Genomic DNA, 20,114 nt, shown 5'->3' on the forward strand with positions numbered 1-20,114 from the left:
TGGGTGTACCAAGAGGTGACGAAGGTGGTGCCGGTCAGCCAACCGCCTAGTGCTAGGAAGGCGCAGGGGAACAGTAGTATCCCTGACCAACCTACGAATACGAAGCGATCGCGCTTGAGCCAGTCGTCTAAAACGTCAAACCACCCTCTACTGGGGGCGCGTCCAACTGCGATGGTCATCGGACTAAAATCCTCTTTTTTTACTAAAATTGCAACGTTTCTAAAGCAATACGGAGAGCCGATGTAACCGACTACCGTGAGGAATTAACGTTTTTTTTGACAATCTCAACTGCTTTTAAGTAACTGAGATTCTGAGAGCTTACTGACTAGTTAAGTCATTATTTCTCAGGGTTATGACATTACACGTACCATCGGCTAGTAATCTAGCTTGTGGTAACTTAATGATTCTTAATTTATCACATTACTCAGGGTTTTTGCCTGATATGCAAAAGGAAATGAGCTATGAAACACGAACCTTATAAATAATATGAATATCAGAAATTTTACAATTTGACACAACTTTTCTCAGAAATCTAAAAAAATTTAATGCAGATGGAGGTAGGTAGATAACTCATTTCAAGAGGTAAAAAAGAGGCAGGGAGAGGGGAGCAGGGAATAAGAGGGGCAGAGAGTGAGGAAGTAAAGAATTTTTATCAGCCATTGAGTAAAAAAATAGTACAACATTACCCTAAAAAATTATATCGGTAGCAGGAACATGGAAGGGCGCAGTTGAGTTTTTGTCAACGATATTTGGTAAAATGTGGATAATGACTTTGCGGCCACGTCGTTGATACACCTCTGGAAAACCTATGTGAAACGTTAGACAAGGAAAAGGGAAGTTGGTATATCTTGACTAATACAAATAGCCTAAGTGGTTTGTCCGGTAGGATCAAGGAAGCCAGCATTATCTGGGACAGTAAAATTTGTAGGGTACAAAGTGAAAAATTTATAGTCTGCGGCAGGGTTCCCGTGGACTTCAAATATAGCTCTCCGTGCCTCCTAAGCAATAGCCGGATTGGCAGAGGAACCCACCACTCTATGCAAAAGCATTTAGTGTACGAGTATGTGACAGCGAGTATCTCACGGGCAATGGTAGTTCAATGACGACATCAACAACGATTAACAAAGGCGATCGCCTCCTGCATCAAAATGTTCTCGGTTCTCGTCGCTTCAGTAACTACTGCTGGGCAACTATCGTTACCTTGGGAGCCAGCGGCTTTTTATTGGCTGGGATATCAAGTTATTTAAAAGTTAATTTACTCATAGTTTCCGATCCAACTAAACTGGTATTTGTCCCCCAAGGATTGGTAATGGGATTATATGGCACTGCTGGCTTGCTATTAGCCACATATTTGTGGTTAGTGATTTTATTGGATGTAGGTGGCGGTTACAACGAATTTAATCAGGAAAATGGCACAATCAAAATCTTCCGTTGGGGGTTTCCTGGCAAAAACCGCCGAATTGAGATTGACAGCCGCATAGAAGATGTGCAATCTGTGCGAATAGCCGTCAAAGAAGGTCTTAATCCCCTTCGTGCCCTCTATCTACGCATTAAGGGCCGGCGAGATATACCCTTAACACGCGTTGGACAACCGTTATCTTTAACAGAGTTAGAAACAGAAGGCGCAAAGTTAGCCCGCTTTTTGGGAGTCTCACTAGAAGGACTTTAATTAATTGGGCATTGGGCAGAAGAATTTTAGATTTTGGATTGAACAATCTAAAATCTAAAAGAGGATCGTAAGCGTTGCATTAGCGACTGTGCGTAGCATCTGACTCGCTAAGGCAAATCCAAAATTGAAGGGGCATGGGGAATGAAGAAAAATAATGTTTTGCTTGCTCCCTCATCTCCCCCTAATTCCTAATGCCCCTCGAAAGGATAAGATACTGTGGTTGAATCAGTAACTGGCAATGCGGTTAAAAATTTCACAATTTTTGCTTTCTCTTGTGATCATCGGTGCTTTGATGTTGGGAGGATGTTCCACACAGCAAGTAGCTTCTAATACGTCTTCGCCAAGCTCGACAGCTACCTCGGCTACAAGCCAGGCAAGCACCAAGACGACTACTGAAGCAACATCTGTATCTCAAACAATTAGTGAGAGTATTCCTGGAATCACAGATTTACCACGGCTCGAAGGCAAGGCTACTGTGGTGCTCACGGTTAAAGGTTCGCCGATTACTATCGAAGTAGACGGCACTGATGCCCCCATTACAGCTGGTAACTTCGTAGATTTAGTGCAAAAGGGTGTTTACGATGGTTTAGCTTTCCATCGAGTTGTGCGCGAACCCCAACCGTTTGTAGTTCAAGGGGGCGATCCCCAAAGCAAAGACCCGAAAGTTCCAGTAAATAGACTGGGAACCGGTAGCTATATTGACCCAAAAACGGGAAATCCTCGCTATATACCTTTAGAAGTTAAACCAAAAGGTTCAGATACTCCGATTTACAATAAACCATTTGATGCTACTGCTCAACCTGTCATATTGCCCCATAAACAAGGTGCAGTAGCAATGGCGCGATCGCAACCACCAGACTCCGCTTCTGCTCAGTTTTACTTTGCTTTAGCAGATTTGGCCTTCTTGGATGGTAACTACGCCGTGTTTGGCAATGTCACTCAAGGCTTCGATGTAGTGAACAAAATTCAGCAAGGCGATCGCATTGAATCTGCTAAAGTCACCCAAGGTGCTGAAAATCTGAAAACACCAGGGCAGTAAAAGGAACAGGGAAAGATGGGCGAGATGGGGGAGATGAGGAAGTTTATTAGACATATCCGCGAATTAAATCTCGAAAGGTTATAAATCGAGAATCAAAATTTAATTTTCGGACAAATGGATTGATAATTACGTTTCCTCATCCCCCATATCTCCCTCATCCTCCTCATCCCAAAATTCAAATTGGTTAAGGTTTGTGTAACTGGTATTGGTTTAATTTCTGCCTTGGGTGGAAGCTTAGAGGATAGTTGGCGAAATTTGCTAGCAGGTAAATCTGGAATTTTGTTGCATCAACCATTTCCAGAAATTACACCACTTCCTCTAGGTTTGATTGCTCAACAACCATCTGAGTTGCCAATGTTAACTCAGATGGCTGTTGCTTCTGCTTTACAAGATGCTAGATTAGTTTCACCTTTAACTGATTGTGCTGTAGTCATTGGATCGAGTCGCTCTTATCAAGCGTCTTGGGAGATGCTGGCGCGGCAAATGTATGAAGACACGGCGAAGCCCGTGTCCTCTTTTGGAAATTGGCTAGATACATTACCTCACATGAATGCGATCGCCGCTGCAAGACAAATCGGTGCATCTGGCATAGTTTTGGCACCGATGGCAGCTTGTGCAACTGGAATTTGGTCTATTGCCCAAGCAGCTTTGCTGATCCAAACTGGGCAATGTCAACAGGCTCTAGCTGGTGCAGTGGAAGCGCCGATTACACGTTTAACTTTAGCTGGATTTCAGCAGATGGGTGCTTTGGCGAAAACTGGCGCTTATCCCTTTGATTTGCATCGGGAAGGCTTAGTTTTGGGGGAAGGTGCAGCTGTGTTTGTCTTGGAATCAGCAGAATTGGCAAAACAGCGTCAAGCAAAAGTGTATGGTGAAATTCTCGGTTTCGGTTTAACCAACGATGCATATCATACCAATTCACCAGAACCTCAAGGGAAAAATGCGATCGCTGCCATCAAACAATGTCTAGAACGTAGTTGTCTCTTACCAGCCGATATTGATTATATTCATGCTCATGGCACAGCTACTCAGCTAAATGACCGGATAGAAAGCATGGTAATCCAGCGTTTGTTTCCCCAAGGTGTAGCAGTTAGTTCCACCAAGGGAAGCTCAGGTCATACACTAGGAGCATCTGGAGCCTTAGGTGTAGCTTTTTCTCTCATGGCATTAAAGCATCAAATTTTACCACCTAATGTAGGATTGCAGCAGCCAGAATTTGATTTAGATGTGGTTACAGCAGCCCGTCTAAGTAAAGTTAGGCAGGTATTATGTTTGAGTTTTGGCTTTGGGGGACAGAATGCAGCGATCGCGTTAACAAGATAAAAACTTGTGGGTTTAACTATCTGAGCGACATCATGTATAAGTTTTAATTAAGCATTTGTTGCTCGGACATGGCATTGCCCATACGTGTCAACTTAAGCAAAAACTCCTTTAAAATCTCGTTTCCAGCCTCTGGCTGGAAATGCTCTTTCATTGCGGCTCTGCCGCAAGTCTTGAGGCCTCCCATTAGGCATTCCCAGTCGGAGACTGGGAACGAGGCAATCTCTGAAGGACTTGTCTAGAGAGGCTTTTACGTTCTCCTGGCGGCAGAGCCGCCAGGGTATGCATTTCTAGCCAGAGACTGGAAACGAGATTTTACGAAGGTTGGCTAGAGAGGCACTTTCCACAAGATTGGATAATTTTTTTTTGCAATTCCTTAACTTCGCATACTGCTTTGCAGGCGTATCAAGATATCAAATATAAAACTGTAACAAAAACTACAAAAGCTCTGTTTTCCCCAAAAAAAAAGATAAGCTAGTTAAATATGATATCCGGTTCGTAAAGATACCGTGATTAGGAGAAAGTTTTATGATCTTAAAATCCCTGTTGCTGCCATAACCTGCTTCTCCAGCACATATATGCCCATTTGACCAAGCCTGTAGCTACTTAGAAGCGGCAGCTAAAGAATTAAATTTAAATCAAGGTTTGCTGGAAATTCTCAGCCACCCGCGTAAGGTTGTCACGGTTTCCATTCCCGTGAAACTAGATGATGGGCAAATACAAGTTCTCGCTGGACATCGAGTGCAGCACTCCGATGTTTTAGGCCCCTACAAAGGTGGAATTCGTTATCACCCGGCTGTGACACTGCGCGAAGTTTCAGCTTTGGCAATGTTGATGACCTGGAAATGTGCCTTGTTAGGTATTCCTTACGGTGGTGGTAAGGGTGGTATTGCTATAGATCCAAAACGTTATAGTGTTGGCGAATTAGAGCGAATCAGCCGCCGATATATCAGCGAGTTGATTAAAGATATTGGGCCTGCGGTAGATATTCCTGCACCGGATATGGGTACTTCTGCCCGTGAGATGGCTTGGATGATGGACACTTACTCTGTAAATGTCGGTCATGCTGTACCAGGGGTTGTGACTGGGAAACCCCTTTCTATTGGTGGTTCGCTGGGACGGGAAATGGCAACCGGACGTGGCGTGATGATTATTGTCCGTGAGGCGCTAGCAGAACAAGGTAAATCCTTGGCAGGAGTGCAAGTAGTTATCCAGGGTTTCGGTAACGTTGGTAGTGCCGCAGCTGAATTACTACATCAAGCAGGCGCGAAAATTATCGCTGTTTCAACGGGTGCTGGGGGAGTATTTTCCGAAGTTGGTCTTGATATTCCCAAGTTGAGAGTCTACGCTGCTGAAAATCGCAAGAGTATTGTGGGTTTCCCGCAATCTGTACCAATTAGCAATGCAGATTTATTAAGTTTACCCTGCGATGTCTTAATACCAGCGGCTTTGGAAAACCAGATCACTGAAGAAAATGTGAATCAGGTACAAGCACAGATTGTGGCAGAAGCAGCTAACGGGCCAGTTACTCTTGAGGCTAACTTGTCGTTAGAAGCACGGGGTGTAACAGTGCTACCGGACATCTTAGCGAATGCTGGTGGTGTGGTAGTCAGTTATTTGGAATGGGTACAGGGTCTTTCCTATGTATTTTGGGATGAGGAACGCGTCAACCGCGAAATGGAGTATTTGATGGTGCAAGCCTACCGCCGGGTGATTCAGCATTCGTTGGTACGGCAAATTCCTTTAAGGTTAGCAGCTTACACACTGGGGGTAGGTAGAGTGGCGCAGGCCCTGACTGACAGAGGTCTTTATCCTTAAGTTTTTTATATTTAGTTGTTCACGGGGCAGAATAGATCATTGTCGCCAGTAATTGTACTTGATCCGCCATTGATTTATCTGCCTTTTTTTGTTGAGCGATCGCTACAACATGAACTGTATTAATCGGATGAACAAGGGGATTTTGCCCCTTGTCTCACCAAGCTGATATTATTTGGTCAAAGGATACTTCAACCTAACTTACGACTCCTTAGAAGGTGCAGCAGCATGAATCAGGTCTGGCGTCTCCTCAGCAGGAGGACGCTGAATAGTTTGAGCCGATGTGGGACGTTGATGGCGTAGTTTACCGCCGTCGCGAGTTTCTATCTGCACAGGTTGACGCGTCTCAATTGACTTGTAGAGTGCTTGAATAATCGAAACATCAATCAACCCTTCCGTTCCAGATGGCTCTGGGTTTTTATCTTGCAGAATACAATCAGAGAAGTAGATAAATTCAGCTGCTAGTTGATCGTGATCCTCAAAGGTACGCTCTTGGGTTTCACCATTAATTGTTAGGTAGTGCTTCAGTTCTCCCTGCCAAGCATAGGCAGATTCTACTCGCAAATCGCCTTGAGTACCTACAATCTGATAGCTCGAAACACTAGCCCCTCCAAAGCTACAGGTAAATGTTGCTAATCGCTCGTTAGGAAAACGCAAGATGACGCTAGTCATTTCTTCCACTTCGCTAAAGCGTTCTTCTCCCTTATTGGCAGCTACTGCAAATACTTCAATTGGTTCATCTTGAAATAAATAACGTGCAGCATTAATGCAGTAAATGCCAGTATCATAGAGCGTGCCACCACCTGTAGCATCTCGTAAACGAATATTGCCTTCTTCTACTTGCTGAGTAAAAACCGAGTTGAAAATCCGTGGTTCACCAATTTGCTTTGAGCGCACAATTTCGACTGCTTGTAAATTGGCTTCTTCTAAATGTAAGCGGTAGGCAATCATCAGCTTCACATTGTTATCATTGGCAGCTTTAATCATTGTTTCACACTCTTCTTCAGTCGTTGCCATTGGCTTTTCACATAATACATGAATTGCCTGATTAGCAGCCCGCACAGTGTACTTACAATGCAAGTGATTGGGCAGCGCAATATAAACGGCATCAACCTCGCCGCTTGTCAGACAGTCCTCATACTCCTCGTAGGAGTAAGTATGCTTAATGCCATACTTTTTGCTCAGTTCTTCGCTTTTAGTGGCATCATCTGAAACCAGTGCCACTAATTCCGAGTTTTCGGCGTGGACAAAAGAAGGCAAGGCGGCTTCTTGAGCAAACCAACCTAAACCAACAACGGCATAACGAATTTTACGCTGATCATTTGTAGCAGTCATTTTTCTAGTCTCCAATGAAGGAATAATTTAGGAATCTTAATACACTAATTACGTGCAAGTTATGGCTAACTGTTTATACAAATAGTTGGACGATTGACGTTAGCTGGAAAAAGTTTCTCAACTTAGCGATGTTCTGCTTCAATTAATGAAAGAATGTCAATTGCTCTAGTTTTAACCATTTTCTTTTACCTTAGTAATTATCGATTTCTGACGCTGAGAATTTGAGAGGTTATGAAGAGTATTTCATATATTCTCTAGGAATTGGGAAATGAAAACCTCATTCTTTGAGTAAGCTTTAATTTAGACTTAAGGAATATTTCTGGTATTGCACCTTGACTGAAATTCATAACCTCAGCATGAGGGATACTGAGTATGTAGCATTAGTAGCCCAAAGCTACAACCCAAACCTCCCTATGCATTACAGAACTAAGTTGCTCTTCTACCTTGGCTCGACTTTATCCATTTTTGTTGAAACACCAAAGCTGACGCTGAAACCCTTAGTGGCATAAGTCCTGAACACAATTAAGTTTTACTTGTATTTTATATTACAAATATTATACTTATACGACTTTTAAGCTATAACTTACTGATTTTTAATGCATCATGCTTTTTCCCCTACCTCTTTAAAGCGTTATACGAAGGAGGTGGGGGGGTTTACGCAAGTTTTGGAAAAAATAGAAAAAATATTTGCAGCGATGATAACTGCACAGGAAAAGCGTAACGACCCATTGTTTCTCTACCAAAGCCGATTAAAATGAATACGCAACTTGGGCTTCCATAGGAGTTATCCAGCCGTGCAGCCGGACTTAATAGGCTTGGAAATTAGCAAGGGGGAACTGAGACGTTTGACTGGGTTCGATCCAGAAGACGTTTTTCGACCCTCGGTTCTGCGAGATAGCAAGAAGCGATTAGGGTTTTTGATTAATGAAATGCTGGTGACGCTGGCGCTAACGCCAATAATTGTTGGCTTTGTTTACGCGTTTATTATTCTGCCGACAATTGGATCTTCAATTCGACTAGGAATTCTTTTACTAATTCTAGTGCCAATGCCGATATTAGTGGGGCGATGGCTGTGGCGACAAGTAACCTGTCCTGAAGGACTGACAATACTTTTAGATGAAGTTGATAAATATCATGACCTGATCCACGCTATAGATATTAATGACCAATTGGCTGCATCAGGAAACGTAGAAAGCAGTATCCATGACCGAGATAAAGTAACCGCCGCCCTGCAACTGATTAGAGAAGATTTAGTCCGCGCTCTGAAAACGGAACGAATTTTGCGAGATAATAAAAAATTGCTTGCTAATAACCAAGAATTATTTGTCAATAATTTAGCCAGTCTGCAAGCTTTACAACTTAGTAGTCAAGCAGGCGAATATGCTCAACTGCTAAATCAATCATTGCAAATTGCGATCGATGTGCAAGCAGAAATCAGAAAGTTGCAGAAAGGCTGAATTGATGTTTGAAAAGTCACAAATTCTACTGATAAACCTCTCTTTTTTGAGGAGAAAGGCTTTGAATCTCTCCCCAACCCTAGTAGGGAAGGGGGTAGGAAGTTAGGTTGCAATTTTTGATGTTTAGCAAAATACTTTCCAAATCCGAACTTTCCTAAAAAACAATCGCCCCGTTGACTTAAAATGAGCAACAAACCAAAAATAATTGTCCTGGATGATGACCCTACAGGTTCTCAAACAGTCCACAGCTGCTTGCTGCTAATGCACTGGGATGTGGACACTTTGCGCAGCGGGTTGCAGGATGATTCGCCGATTTTCTTTGTGCTGACTAACACTAGATCACTAACCCCAGAATCAGCTGCATCTGTTATCAAAGAAGTTTGCCATAACTTGAAAATCGCCTTGAATGCAGAAGGAATTGACGATTTTCTGATTGTCAGCCGTTCTGATTCTACTTTGCGAGGGCATTATCCCATTGAAACTGATGCGATCGCACAAGAACTCGGCCCCTTTGATGCTCATTTTCTCGTACCTGCATTTTTTGATGGCGGACGCATTACCCGCGATAGTGTGCATTACTTGATTATTGCTGGTGTACCCACCCCAGTGCATGAAACCGAATTTGCCCGTGATTCAGTCTTCAGCTACCATCACAGTTACTTACCCAAGTATGTCGAAGAAAAGACTCAAGGACGAATTAGTACCGAAGTTGTAGAAAGGTTTCTCCTGGCCGATATTCGGGCTGGTAGTCTAGAACGCTTGTTAAAACTGAGTGGTAATCAGTGCGCTGTCGTCGATGGTGAAACTCAAGCTGATCTCAACCGCTTTGCAGTAGACATATTAACAGCAGTAAGTCAAGGGAAACGCTTTCTGTTTCGCAGTGCAGCCAGTATTTTAACAGCTTTAGCCGCTTTACCACCCCAACCCATCGCCGCCGAAAACATGGCGCAGTACGTGCGAGAAGGCAAACCAGGTGCGGTAATTGTTGGTTCCCATGTGAAAAAGACTACTCAGCAATTAGCAGCGCTATTGCAAGTAGAGGGAACTGTGGGAATCGAAGTAAATGTAGCACGATTACTTGATGAGAAGGCAGATGAATCTGCGGCACTGCTAACTGAAATCAAAGAAAGTACACGGGCGGTACACGACGCTGGCAAAACACCAGTGGTTTATACTAGCCGTCAGGAACTGAGTTTTAAAGATGTCAACACTCGATTGGAGTTTGGGGCAAAAGTTTCAAGTTTATTGATGGATATTGTGCGGGGTTTACCATCTGATATAGGATTTTTAATCAGCAAGGGTGGTATTACCTCAAACGATGTCTTGAGTACTGGACTAGCCTTAACTTCAGCCCGCTTACTCGGTCAAATTTTAGCTGGTTGTTCAATGGTCCTAACGCCATCCGATCATCCCCAGTTTCCTAATTTGCCTGTGGTGCTGTTTCCAGGTAACGTCGGCGATGATGATGCCTTGGGGACAGTTTATCAGAGGTTAACCGTGCCAATTTTAGATTTTAGATTTTAGATTAAAGGATCTTTTGGTTCATGTCAGATTAACGTCCTGCTACGTGCTTTCACCTTTTGTGGGTGACACAAATCCAAAATCGTTCGACTGAGCGAAGTCGAAGTCCAAAATTGAAAATCCAAAATCTGTTGGCTAAAACTGTCCCTTGTCTTTTGGCTAGTACTGCATGAATTCTGATTCTGCGATTCCGAATCTAAAGTCAAATTCTGCACTTCCTGATGCAGAACCAAACTCTATCCTTTCTGAGGTAGAGGTAAATCCTACTGTTTCTGATCTAGAGTCAGATTCTATCCTCCCGGATGCTGAGTTAAATTCTGTCCTCCTTTATTTAAAATCAAATACTGTCCTTGCGGATGTAGAGTCAAATCCTACTAACCCAGATGTAGAGTCAAATCCTGATGCGGGATCAGATTTTATCCTGACTGATTTAAATCCCGATGAGTTAGTATTACCAGGGCATCGTGTAAATGATAATACTCAAGTCCAGTTAAAAAGTCAGGAGGGACGGCTATTATTAATTTTACCTCCGGAATCTCAAGGATCTGGCTCAGAACTCAGTTGGTCTGATATTTGGCAACAAATAAGGCAACGTCTGAATGCAGGCGATCGCTTCCGTATATCTAACACGCCTGTACATCTAATGGCACAAGACCGCCTAGTAGATACCAGACAGCTGCAAGAACTAGCCGAGGCTTTGAGTGAAGTTCAACTCCGGCTAATATCTGTCTCGACGAGTCGTCGGCAAACTGCGATCGCTGCTGTGACATCTGGATATTCTGTAGAACAACTACAGCCCGTAACAACTCTTGTTTCAGAGTCCAAAGCTACAGCGACACCCCAAGCAGATGCTCTCTATCTAGAAACAACAGTCCGCTCTGGAGTAGAAATTCGTCATCCTGGTACAGTAATTATCTTGGGAGATGTAAATCCAGGTGGTATTGTAATTGCAGATGGAGATATTATCATCTGGGGTCGTCTACGTGGAATTGCTCATGCTGGGGCCGGAGGCAATCGTGAGTGTCTGATTATGGCTTTGCAAATGGAACCTACCCAATTGCGGATCGCAGATGCTGTAGCTAGAGCACCAGAAAAATTACCGACGCAATTTTCTCCAGAAGTGGCACATATTATGCCCCAAGGGATTCGCATCGCTAGGGCTAGTGATTTTTCTAGAAACCAATTTACTAAGATCTAATCAGTAGCCCTGAATATTTACTTAAAGAATGAAGAATATGAAGGATGAAATATAGCGGTTTTCATGTAGATGGAATACACTACTTTAATCCCTTTGTCCTAGCGAAGTGTATTGCACACAACTGAGCACAGAGGCAAAGTGGCTTGTAGCCAGACATCGCAATAAAAAAATATTCATCCCTCGCCCGAATCAGCGAGACTAGATATTTCTTCATACCTGATACGATACTTCATACTTTATACTGCAATTTACAGTTTTATATTTCCAGAACCCTCATTGACCGCATTTCTATCATGACTCGCATTATAGTGATTACCTCCGGTAAAGGAGGAGTGGGTAAAACCACAGTTTCAGCAAATCTGGGCATGGCTTTAGCCAAAATGGGGCGTCAAGTTGCTTTGGTTGATGCGGATTTTGGTTTGAGAAATTTGGATTTGCTGCTAGGGCTGGAAAATCGCATCGTTTATACTGCGGTAGAAGTCTTGGCCAGAGAGTGCCGCTTAGAACAAGCCTTGGTGAAAGATAAGCGCCAACCCAATCTCGTACTCCTGCCGGCAGCCCAAAATCGCTCCAAAGATGCAGTCACACCTGAACAGATGAAGTTACTGGTGAATGCCTTAGCGCAAAAGTATCAGTACGTGATTATTGATAGCCCCGCTGGCATTGAAAATGGGTTTAAAAATGCGATCGGCCCGGCAAAAGAAGCGCTAGTTATCAGCACACCAGAAATTTCCTCAGTTCGTGATGCTGACCGGGTAGTAGGGTTACTAGAAGCACAAGGTATCAAGCGTGTTCATTTAATAATTAACCGCATCAGACCCGCAATGGTGCAGGCAAATGATATGATGTCAGTGCAAGATGTTCAGGAACTTCTCGCCATTCCCCTGATCGGGGTAATCCCTGACGACGAGCGTGTTATTGTATCTACCAATCGCGGCGAACCCTTAGTGTTAGCGGAAAATCCCTCTTTAGCTGCTACAGCCTTTGAGAACATTGCTCGTAGATTGGAAGGGGAAAGTGTCCAATTTATGGAGATCGACTCGTCCCAAGACAGCATCTTCGCCCGTCTACGAAGGTTGTTCAGGACAAAGATTGTTTAACTTACTTTTCCAGTCTCCGCGCCAGACCTATTCGTAATGATTGAACTTCTAGAACGACTTTTTTTTCGCGGTCCTGATAGCAGTCGAACTCAAGTTAAACGTCGCCTGCAATTGGTGATTGCTCACGATCGCGCTGACATAGACCCTCAAACGTTGGAAAAAATGCGGCAAGAAATCTTAGATGTAGTCTGTCGCTATGTTGAAGTTGAGACAGAAGGCTTAGAGTTTTCTTTAGAAAGCAACCAACGAACCACAGCTTTAATTGCTAATTTGCCCATCCGCCGGGTCAAAGGTGCCATACCTGAGTGGGAAAGGGGTGATAAATAAGTGTTTATTTTCTAGCAGTTTCTGCAAGTCATTTGGCTAGATATAAATAGCTGAAAGCCACTCTACATAGGGTGCGCGGATGATTTATAAATGATTATAGTGTCAAGTGGTTACATATAGGAGCTATACCGCGACTTTTTAGAACAATAGGATAACAGGCGAACGCTTTTTGAGTTAAGTGTTACAAAATAATCAAGTAAGGGAACACTAGTCTTGTCCAACAAGCTAGGTAAATAAATGCGAGTATCCCTTTTCCTAGATGGTGCAAACTTCTTCTATATGCAGAGAGATTGTTTAAGATGGTGGACAGATCCAAAGAAAATTTTGGATTTTGTAAGAACAAAAGGCGAATTGATTGATGCGTTTTATTATATGGGTGTAGATGCTCCTCCAGAAGCTAAACAGGAAGCTTACTTAAAAGCATTGCCAACTATGGGCTATACGTTGGTCACAAAAACTTTAAAGAATATTCTGCTTTCTGATGGGACTACAAAACAAAAAGCAAACTTAGATGTCGAAATAGTGCTAGATATGTTTAACACTATTGATCATTATGATATGGCTGTTTTAATCAGTGGTGATGATGATTTTGAACGCCCCCTTCAGCTTTTAAGCGTAAGAGGCAAACGCTTTTTTGTTATGTCAACAAATGGTATAGTAGCAGAAGAAATTAGAGCCGTCGCAGGAAGTCACTATATTGATTTTTGGGATATACGCACTCTGGTTGAGAAGCAATAAGCAAACTGATTTCCTTATCACTCTTCTAATTAACTGAGTATTTATGCAAAATTAAATATACATTGTGAGTGTACCGCAACCAAGTAATCACAAGGGTTTGAGATTACTTAGTTTTATTTGCAATGACATGAATATTTTTGCATACCCACTTATAACTCAGTCGCTAGAATTTTGAGAGGAGCTTGTCAGCAGGTAGATATTTTTGGAGTGTTGGAAGTGTTAGGCGATGCCTACAGCGGCAAGCTACGCAAAACTAAATAATGCTACTTAATATTTTGGGATAATTAATAATTAATAATGATAGCGAGCTTGTAAAAAATTTATTTCATCATCTTTTACAAGATATACAATTCTATGTTCTTGTGTTAAACGGCGAGACCAAGTATTAGGATCTAAATATTTTAAAGGTTCCGGCTTACCTTTCCCCTTAAAAGGATCTCGGCAAGTCTCTTTGACAAGATCCAAAACTTTAAGGGTAACTCGTTGATCATTTTCCACCCAAAATTTTAAGTCTTCTAAAAATTCAGGCTGAAATACTGTTTTTCTTTGGTTTGGAGTTGCTGGAATTTCTTGTTTTGATTGGTTTTTGAGGTTCTTCTTTTTGGTCAAATCCTAACTCCTTACTAAGCTCATCCAAGCTTTGAGATTTGACAACTCCTGATTTAGCTCGATTTAAAGCTGTTAGCAAACGTTCAGCGTTACGGGGAGAACGTAAAAGATGAGCAGTTTCTAGAATACTAGAAAGTTCATCAACAGGTATTAAAGCTACATTTTCAGCATTACGACGTGTAATGATTACAAAATCGCGTTCTGAAGTAACTTTCTGGCACAGTTCAGACAGCTTTTCTCGTGCTTGTGTGTAAGTATAACTAGCAGAAACCATAAGTATCAAAAGTTCCGTTTTTACTTGTAAATTGAATTAAGTACATTCTCGCTTAACCTGTACACCAAGTCTGTACAGGTTGATGCTTTTATCCTAACATAACAGAAATTGATAAAGTAAAATTTTCAAAAAACCTGGTCAAGCAATTCTGACTAATTGGGGTCAAAAGTATTGTAGGCTGTGGATTACAGCGTCTACAGTCTAAGCTAGACTTTCTCCATTTTTTGGCAACACTTAACCTGACGTTGAAACCTTTGTGGGACGGTAGTTTTACTTTTTAGAGGGCAAGATACCCACCCCACAAGAATCATTCCTATTTTATGCAAAGCCAAAAAATCTCCCGTTGTCAGCAGTGACGACAACGGGAGCATATAATATTTTTAATAAACTATCGGTAGGCTACTTGTGGTCCTGCCCAAATTTCTGTAACCTTTTTACCAAAAGTAATTGGTTGATCATCGTTTGTTGTAGTGACAGTTTTACCATCATTACCAACTTGCATTAATGGCCAATTTTCCTCGCCCAATTCACCCGCACGAAATAGGACATGATCCGGTTGGCTTTTACTCCAGCCTAACAATACTGCAATTTTTTCATGTTCTTCCTGATTAATAGGAGAAACCGTGTTAGCGTGATTTTTTTGCCGATCCCAAATCACAGCACTATCTGTGGAGTCACCTGTGTTAAATATACCTTCAAACTTGCGTGCTAAGAAGCGATCGCCTTTTTCCGACCAACTAACTGGAACTAATACCCCAATTTGACCATTCGGATCACTTTCTTCTGATGACGCTGCTTTTACAGCCTTTATCTTTAATAAAGGATCACTAACAGGAGTAGTTGAAGCCATTACCCACAACTTCTTAGTTTGCATATCTTGGACAAACAGAACGCTGGTAACACGGCTGTTGTACATTTGGGGTTTTACCTCCAGTTGTACCCGGCTATAAACAGCATATTTACCATCTGGAGAAACCACGGGTATGCTGCGGTAGTGACGCACTCCCGAACCACCTTTGGAACTAATTGCTTCTTGAGTAGTTGTAATCCATTTCCAAGGAATAGGATGAGGACTACCTATGGGATCTACTTGTTCTGTTTGGGACTCCTCAACTGGTTCAACAACAGGTATTTCCGTCGTTGTGGTTGGTTGCGCTCTAAGAGTTGGTGCAATTTGAATTGCTGTCAATGATTTAGTAAAAGACTTTTCTCTTGAGAGAGAATTTTCTTTTCCTTTCAAAGACTTGATATTAGTAGCTTTGAGTTTTCGGATTAAATTAACTTGACTAATAGGAACATCTGTTAATGGTGCGAGTTCAACTGCTGCCAAACTATCAGGAACAGTTAAATCGCTATTTGACACAGAACTATCTGCTTTAGCCAGAGACTCAATTTTATCCGCTGGTAATACTTGCGGTTCCTGAACAGCAGTACTTTGTGTTGGCACAGAGTCAAATTCTTCTGTTAGAGAGTTGATTTGATCTGTTTTTAATATTTTAGCTATATCAGCTTCCCCAACTACAGCTATTTTCTTTGACACAGAGTCAGAATTTCCAGTTATCTGTGTTAATTTAGCTACTTCGGATCTGACTGGGGTCGAGTTACCTGACGCCGCTAGCAAAGGTGCAATCAGTATCACAACGACAACGTAATTCAGAAATGGTTGTACGCGGAACCATCCTGATAGTAAAAGGGGTTTAAGCATTTGTAGACTCTCTAGAAGGGCGGTTGCTATGTGAGAAGCAATACCTATGCAGCAATGGGGCAGGCGGTAATTATATGTATAACAAGAAACTAAAAGCTTTGACGAAATATTTTCTTCAAAGTTTGGAGATTTTTACAAAAATTCAGTATCATTGTTTACACCTTTTTTACTCAGGTAGTAGTTTTTTTGGCAAAAATATGTGAGTTTAGTAAATATGCTGAAAACTCAGTAATTACTACACGATATAAAGTGTTGCAGTTCCTATACCCAACCACACCAAAAACAGGTATTGGTTAAGAGATATTCCAGGCATAGTTCAGGCGGTAACGCTGGCAATTAAGAATGAGATAACTCGGCTATTGGGGATCATAATAGCGATCGCTATTACGCAGCAAATAAGCCAGGTTACACACTAAATATAACAGCGCAAACCCTGATAATGGTAAACATGAGGCGTTAGTTAAAACCTGGGAAAGCCGACGCATAATACATCATACTCAGAAAATACTGCTGTCAGCAACCCAAAGTTATAAATTGCAATCTCAACTACAAAAATAGCTAAAACAAGCAATAGTTTTTTAGAAACTCAAGTGTATTTAACGCCAATTTTGGAAAAATGATCGGGAACACAAGAAAATTTACTCGGTAGATGCTCTAGCGGCTCGTGACGATACACCACTAAACGATGAGACTCACTAAAGGCAGATGCAGATCATACTAGCTGTTACACTTGTCAACTTAACTATTAAGTTAAATCTTGCAGCCTTTGGTTTCACCAATACGAAAATATTCTATCACCAAACAGCCGATATTATTTACCATTAACTAATGGTTAACGATTAACAACTAAATTCTTAATGAAAATTGTATTCTTTGGTACACCACAGTTTGCTGTGCCCACGTTAGAAAAGTTATTGAATCATTCAGAATTTGACGTGTTGGCAGTTGTCACCCAACCAGATAAACGCCGGGAACGCGGAAATAAACTTACGCCAACACCTGTAAAAGCGATCGCTATTGCTCACAACTTACCAGTATGGCAACCCGAACGGGTGAAAAAAGACACTGAAACTTTAACCCAACTCAAACAATTAGACGCAGATGTGTTTGTTGTTGTTGCATACGGACAGATATTATCGTCAAAAATCCTAAATATACCAAAGTTGGGCTGTATTAATGTGCATGGCTCGATTTTACCCAAATATCGCGGTGCAGCGCCGATTCAGTGGTGTTTGTATAACGGTGAGAGGGAAACGGGGATCACAACCATGTTAATGGATGTGGGGATGGATACTGGGGCAATATTACAAATAGCCACTACACCGATCGGATTACTGGATAATGCCCAAGATTTAGCCGACAGACTAGCGGGGATCGGTGGGGATTTATTGGTAGAAACTTTGTTGAAGTTGGAACGTAAAGAAATTCAACCAATTGCCCAAGATAATTTAGCAGCTACTTATGCACCTCTGATTCAAAAACCAGATTATGGTTTGGATTGGTCAAAAAGCGCGATCCAATTACACAATCAAATCAAAGGCTTTTACCCTAACTGCACTGCTAGCTTTCGTAATAACCCGTTAAAAATCACCGCTTCTGCTCCTCTTGGTTCTGTAAGCGATGTCTGGCGACAAGCCGCTCCGCGTCTACGCGAGCTACCACCAGAATTACAAGAATTAATTCATAAATTGCCTGATTTGTCAAATATATCAGACAGACCAGGAGTTGTAGTAAGCATTGCCAAAGGAATTGGGGCGATCGTCCAAACTGGGGAAGGTTTGTTGCTGTTGCGAGAGGTTCAGCTAGCTGGTAAACGTCCCCAGTCGGGATGGGATTTTGTTAATGGTACCCGCTTAACTGTGGGAGAAGTTTTTGGTGCGGGAAGTTGAGGGATTGCCAATTTTAGATTTTAGGTTGCACCTTTGGTGCGCTAGAAGCGCAACTTGGATTTTGGATTAAAAAAATCTAAAATCTAAAATTAAATGACTTCTAAGTTTTCATAAAAGCGACAAGATTTGCAAGGGCCATCTGGGTTGACTGCACAGCGAATAATTTCTGAATGAGCGTTGTAGCAGCAGGTGGCATCACCAATTACCCAACGTCCCTCAACCAAACTTTTCTCAGATGGTCGTTTAGCCGACTGCACGTAAATGGCAACATTATGCAAACGGTATCGCCCAGCTTTAAGTTGGTATCGATGGCGGCGCTCTAAAACTGCATAGGTTTTACCTTGAAAATCGAGATAGTTTCCGGGTTGGGGTGTCCAATCAAGTTGCACTCTACCGAGGGACTCACGCGGGTGCGTCAGAATCACTTCGGTTTGTAAAGAGTCTGGCTCCATAAGCTTATGTGATTTGATTTACATTATAAGGATGGTATCGCAATAGCTTTCTTTAGCTTACCGAATTTAGATTACAATTAATGATTTACTCTTCGCGCCCCTAAGGATTACGGCAACCAAAAGTCAGGTAGGATAGATTTGCCCAAGTTACGCAAAGTTTGGTTGAGCGATCGCCCCACTTGTATATGCACTTCATCCTCTTCTACAGCTAAAATCTCAGATGGCTGACCTTCTCCCAAATAAGACACTACCAAATTCGCTGCCTCCAAACCAGTAACATAAGCCTTTTCCTGTGACCAGGAACCGTGACGGTTCACAATCCAATCCCCACTCATAAACACATTTTCAAAATTTGTCTTAGCGGGCAACATATAACGATAGCTACCAGGTGCAAAGTGAGTCACCGCCTGAGGTAGCCGAATTACACTGCTATCAATGATCTTTGCCTGCCTAAACGCTGGCACACAAGTTGCTAAATAACCCTGAACTATTGGTAAAATCTCCTCATCGCTCAAACTGAGAAACTGATTAGCGTGATAAAAATCAGCTTCAATTACTGTTCCTGGCTCATTTTGATATTCATCATGTAAAGCATTCAAATCAAAAAATGTCCAACCTGTAGTTGCGTCAAATCCAAAGCAAGCATTAGAAGGACGAGGAATATCAATTTTGCGATCAAACCATAGTCGCGTTGCTAAAACATCAATTGCTCCTAAATTGCTCAAATTACGGAATTCTTCACGACTTTGTAAACTAGGACTAGTTGAGACAATTTTCTTCATCCCCGTGATCCCAACCGCAAAAATCACCGCATCTGCTTCAATTACTTCATCACCGCAAACTACACCCTTTGTTCGATGATTACTATCAACAATTAAGTCTGTAACTCGGCGCTTAGGTAACACTCGCACACCAGCTTTTTCAATCCGTTCCACCCAAGGACGAAATATCTTTTCCCCGACAGTTCCCCGACACCAAACTACATCAAAATCCGGTTGATGAGCCAGAATAAAAAAGTAAAGCATCCCTAAAGTTGCTGCGGCTGAACATTGTTCACCAGGGGCAAACAAGCCCACTAATAACATTGGTTCAAAAGCCTCGCGGTAAAGTCGAGAGGAAACGTTAAAGTCTTTAAACAATTCACGGGCAGTTACAAAGTCATAGCGCCGCCAAGCATCATCAGAATTGTCAAAATCAACAACAGCATAAAGTAAAGGCAGGGCGCTGAGGCGGTCAATTAGTGGCAGCCGTTTAAACTGAGTGTAGAGAAAAGTTCCTAGTGGGGAGGGGAGTCGCGGTAAGTTTTGAAAAATCGGTGATTCAACTTCCAAACCTGCTGGTGAATATTGCGAAGAACGAGTCCAAGTAGTAAAAGGATTAATTTCTAATTCATTAATTAGGGAAAAAATATTTTTGTAAGGATACCAAAAGCCATGAATGCCAGCTTCAACAGATTTTCCGGCGGCTGTTTGCCACCCTGCCACCAATCCACCGGGATAGGGGCCTGCTTCTAGAAGGGTCACATCATAGCCTTGTTTTGCCAAATGGTAGGTTGCTCCTAAACCAGCCCAACCTGCACCTACAACTACCACCCGTTTTTGTTGTGACCCTTCTACCATCCTAGCCTCCGATTGTTGCAGTCCATTAACTAATGTATACGAACTCG

Annotated in this window: 17 protein-coding genes and 1 pseudogene; 11 read left to right on the forward strand and 7 right to left on the reverse strand. The window is 42.2% G+C overall.

Annotated features, from left to right (window positions below):
• Nucleotides 1-179 (reverse strand): annotated as a pseudogene (locus V7K35_RS15230) (photosystem II D2 protein (photosystem q(a) protein)); the annotation flags it as partial.
• Between the two features lie 920 nt (nucleotides 180-1,099).
• Between V7K35_RS15230 and V7K35_RS15235 the strand changes: the two are divergent.
• The 4 genes from V7K35_RS15235 (at nucleotide 1,100) to V7K35_RS15250 (ending at nucleotide 5,846) form a co-directional block, all read left to right on the forward strand.
• Nucleotides 1,100-1,669, forward strand: coding sequence for a photosystem I assembly protein Ycf4 (locus V7K35_RS15235; protein WP_335080112.1), 570 nt, complete (start codon nucleotides 1,100-1,102; stop codon nucleotides 1,667-1,669).
• Nucleotides 1,670-1,907: 238 nt separating this feature from the next.
• Nucleotides 1,908-2,708 carry a peptidylprolyl isomerase gene (locus V7K35_RS15240; RefSeq protein WP_335080113.1) on the forward strand — a complete coding sequence of 267 codons (801 nt, stop codon included), beginning with the start codon at nucleotides 1,908-1,910 and terminating at the stop codon, nucleotides 2,706-2,708.
• Nucleotides 2,709-2,888: 180 nt separating this feature from the next.
• The gene (locus tag V7K35_RS15245; protein ID WP_335080114.1) at nucleotides 2,889-4,031 is read left to right on the forward strand and encodes a beta-ketoacyl-ACP synthase; all 1,143 of its coding nucleotides are present in this window, start codon (nucleotides 2,889-2,891) and stop codon (nucleotides 4,029-4,031) included.
• A gap of 573 nt (nucleotides 4,032-4,604) precedes the next feature.
• Complete coding sequence (locus tag V7K35_RS15250; protein WP_335080299.1) at nucleotides 4,605-5,846, forward strand: Glu/Leu/Phe/Val family dehydrogenase; 1,242 nt, start codon at nucleotides 4,605-4,607, stop codon at nucleotides 5,844-5,846.
• A gap of 198 nt (nucleotides 5,847-6,044) precedes the next feature.
• Here the strand turns inward: V7K35_RS15250 and V7K35_RS15255 are convergent, their stop codons facing one another.
• Nucleotides 6,045-7,178: a Gfo/Idh/MocA family protein gene (locus V7K35_RS15255; RefSeq protein ID WP_335080115.1), complete on the reverse strand. Its 1,134-nt coding sequence runs from the start codon at nucleotides 7,176-7,178 to the stop codon at nucleotides 6,045-6,047.
• A 794-nt stretch (nucleotides 7,179-7,972) separates the two neighbouring features.
• Here V7K35_RS15255 and V7K35_RS15260 point away from each other — a divergent pair.
• From V7K35_RS15260 to V7K35_RS15285, 6 genes are all read left to right on the forward strand, one after another.
• Nucleotides 7,973-8,635: a hypothetical protein gene (locus V7K35_RS15260; RefSeq protein WP_335080116.1), complete on the forward strand. Its 663-nt coding sequence runs from the start codon at nucleotides 7,973-7,975 to the stop codon at nucleotides 8,633-8,635.
• A 183-nt stretch (nucleotides 8,636-8,818) separates the two neighbouring features.
• Nucleotides 8,819-10,159, forward strand: coding sequence for a four-carbon acid sugar kinase family protein (locus tag V7K35_RS15265; RefSeq protein WP_335080117.1), 1,341 nt, complete (start codon nucleotides 8,819-8,821; stop codon nucleotides 10,157-10,159).
• Nucleotides 10,160-10,325: 166 nt separating this feature from the next.
• Nucleotides 10,326-11,354, forward strand: a complete 1,029-nt coding sequence (minC, locus tag V7K35_RS15270) for a septum site-determining protein MinC (RefSeq protein WP_335080118.1) — start codon at nucleotides 10,326-10,328, stop codon at nucleotides 11,352-11,354.
• Nucleotides 11,355-11,647: 293 nt separating this feature from the next.
• The gene (minD, locus tag V7K35_RS15275) at nucleotides 11,648-12,454 is read left to right on the forward strand and encodes a septum site-determining protein MinD (RefSeq protein WP_334867319.1); all 807 of its coding nucleotides are present in this window, start codon (nucleotides 11,648-11,650) and stop codon (nucleotides 12,452-12,454) included.
• 36 nt (nucleotides 12,455-12,490) lie between these two features.
• On the forward strand, nucleotides 12,491-12,781 hold the full coding sequence (gene minE / locus V7K35_RS15280) for a cell division topological specificity factor MinE (RefSeq protein WP_334794576.1): 291 nt from the start codon (nucleotides 12,491-12,493) through the stop codon (nucleotides 12,779-12,781).
• 237 nt (nucleotides 12,782-13,018) lie between these two features.
• On the forward strand, nucleotides 13,019-13,519 hold the full coding sequence (locus V7K35_RS15285) for a LabA-like NYN domain-containing protein (RefSeq protein WP_335080119.1): 501 nt from the start codon (nucleotides 13,019-13,021) through the stop codon (nucleotides 13,517-13,519).
• Nucleotides 13,520-13,810: 291 nt separating this feature from the next.
• On the opposite strand, the gene V7K35_RS15290 is transcribed toward V7K35_RS15285, so the two are convergent.
• The 3 genes from V7K35_RS15290 to V7K35_RS15300 form a co-directional block, all read right to left on the reverse strand.
• Entirely contained in the window at nucleotides 13,811-14,017 is a 207-nt protein-coding gene (locus tag V7K35_RS15290; RefSeq protein WP_334786279.1) for a Txe/YoeB family addiction module toxin, read from the reverse strand.
• 25 nt (nucleotides 14,018-14,042) lie between these two features.
• Entirely contained in the window at nucleotides 14,043-14,402 is a 360-nt protein-coding gene (locus V7K35_RS15295) for a type II toxin-antitoxin system Phd/YefM family antitoxin (RefSeq protein ID WP_335080120.1), read from the reverse strand.
• A gap of 388 nt (nucleotides 14,403-14,790) precedes the next feature.
• Nucleotides 14,791-16,107, reverse strand: coding sequence for a hypothetical protein (locus V7K35_RS15300; RefSeq protein WP_335080121.1), 1,317 nt, complete (start codon nucleotides 16,105-16,107; stop codon nucleotides 14,791-14,793).
• 857 nt (nucleotides 16,108-16,964) lie between these two features.
• Here V7K35_RS15300 and fmt point away from each other — a divergent pair.
• Entirely contained in the window at nucleotides 16,965-17,996 is a 1,032-nt protein-coding gene (gene fmt, locus V7K35_RS15305; RefSeq protein WP_335080122.1) for a methionyl-tRNA formyltransferase, read from the forward strand.
• Between the two features lie 89 nt (nucleotides 17,997-18,085).
• Here fmt and V7K35_RS15310 read toward each other — a convergent pair whose 3' ends face one another.
• Nucleotides 18,086-18,448 carry a DUF6464 family protein gene (locus tag V7K35_RS15310; protein WP_334794570.1) on the reverse strand — a complete coding sequence of 121 codons (363 nt, stop codon included), beginning with the start codon at nucleotides 18,446-18,448 and terminating at the stop codon, nucleotides 18,086-18,088.
• A gap of 107 nt (nucleotides 18,449-18,555) precedes the next feature.
• Nucleotides 18,556-20,067 carry a hydroxysqualene dehydroxylase gene (locus V7K35_RS15315; RefSeq protein WP_335080123.1) on the reverse strand — a complete coding sequence of 504 codons (1,512 nt, stop codon included), beginning with the start codon at nucleotides 20,065-20,067 and terminating at the stop codon, nucleotides 18,556-18,558.
• Nucleotides 20,068-20,114 lie beyond the last annotated feature (47 nt).

It is taken from the genome of Nostoc sp. (assembly GCF_036917275.1).
In the GTDB taxonomy this organism is placed as follows: Bacteria; Cyanobacteriota; Cyanobacteriia; order Cyanobacteriales; family Nostocaceae; genus Nostoc.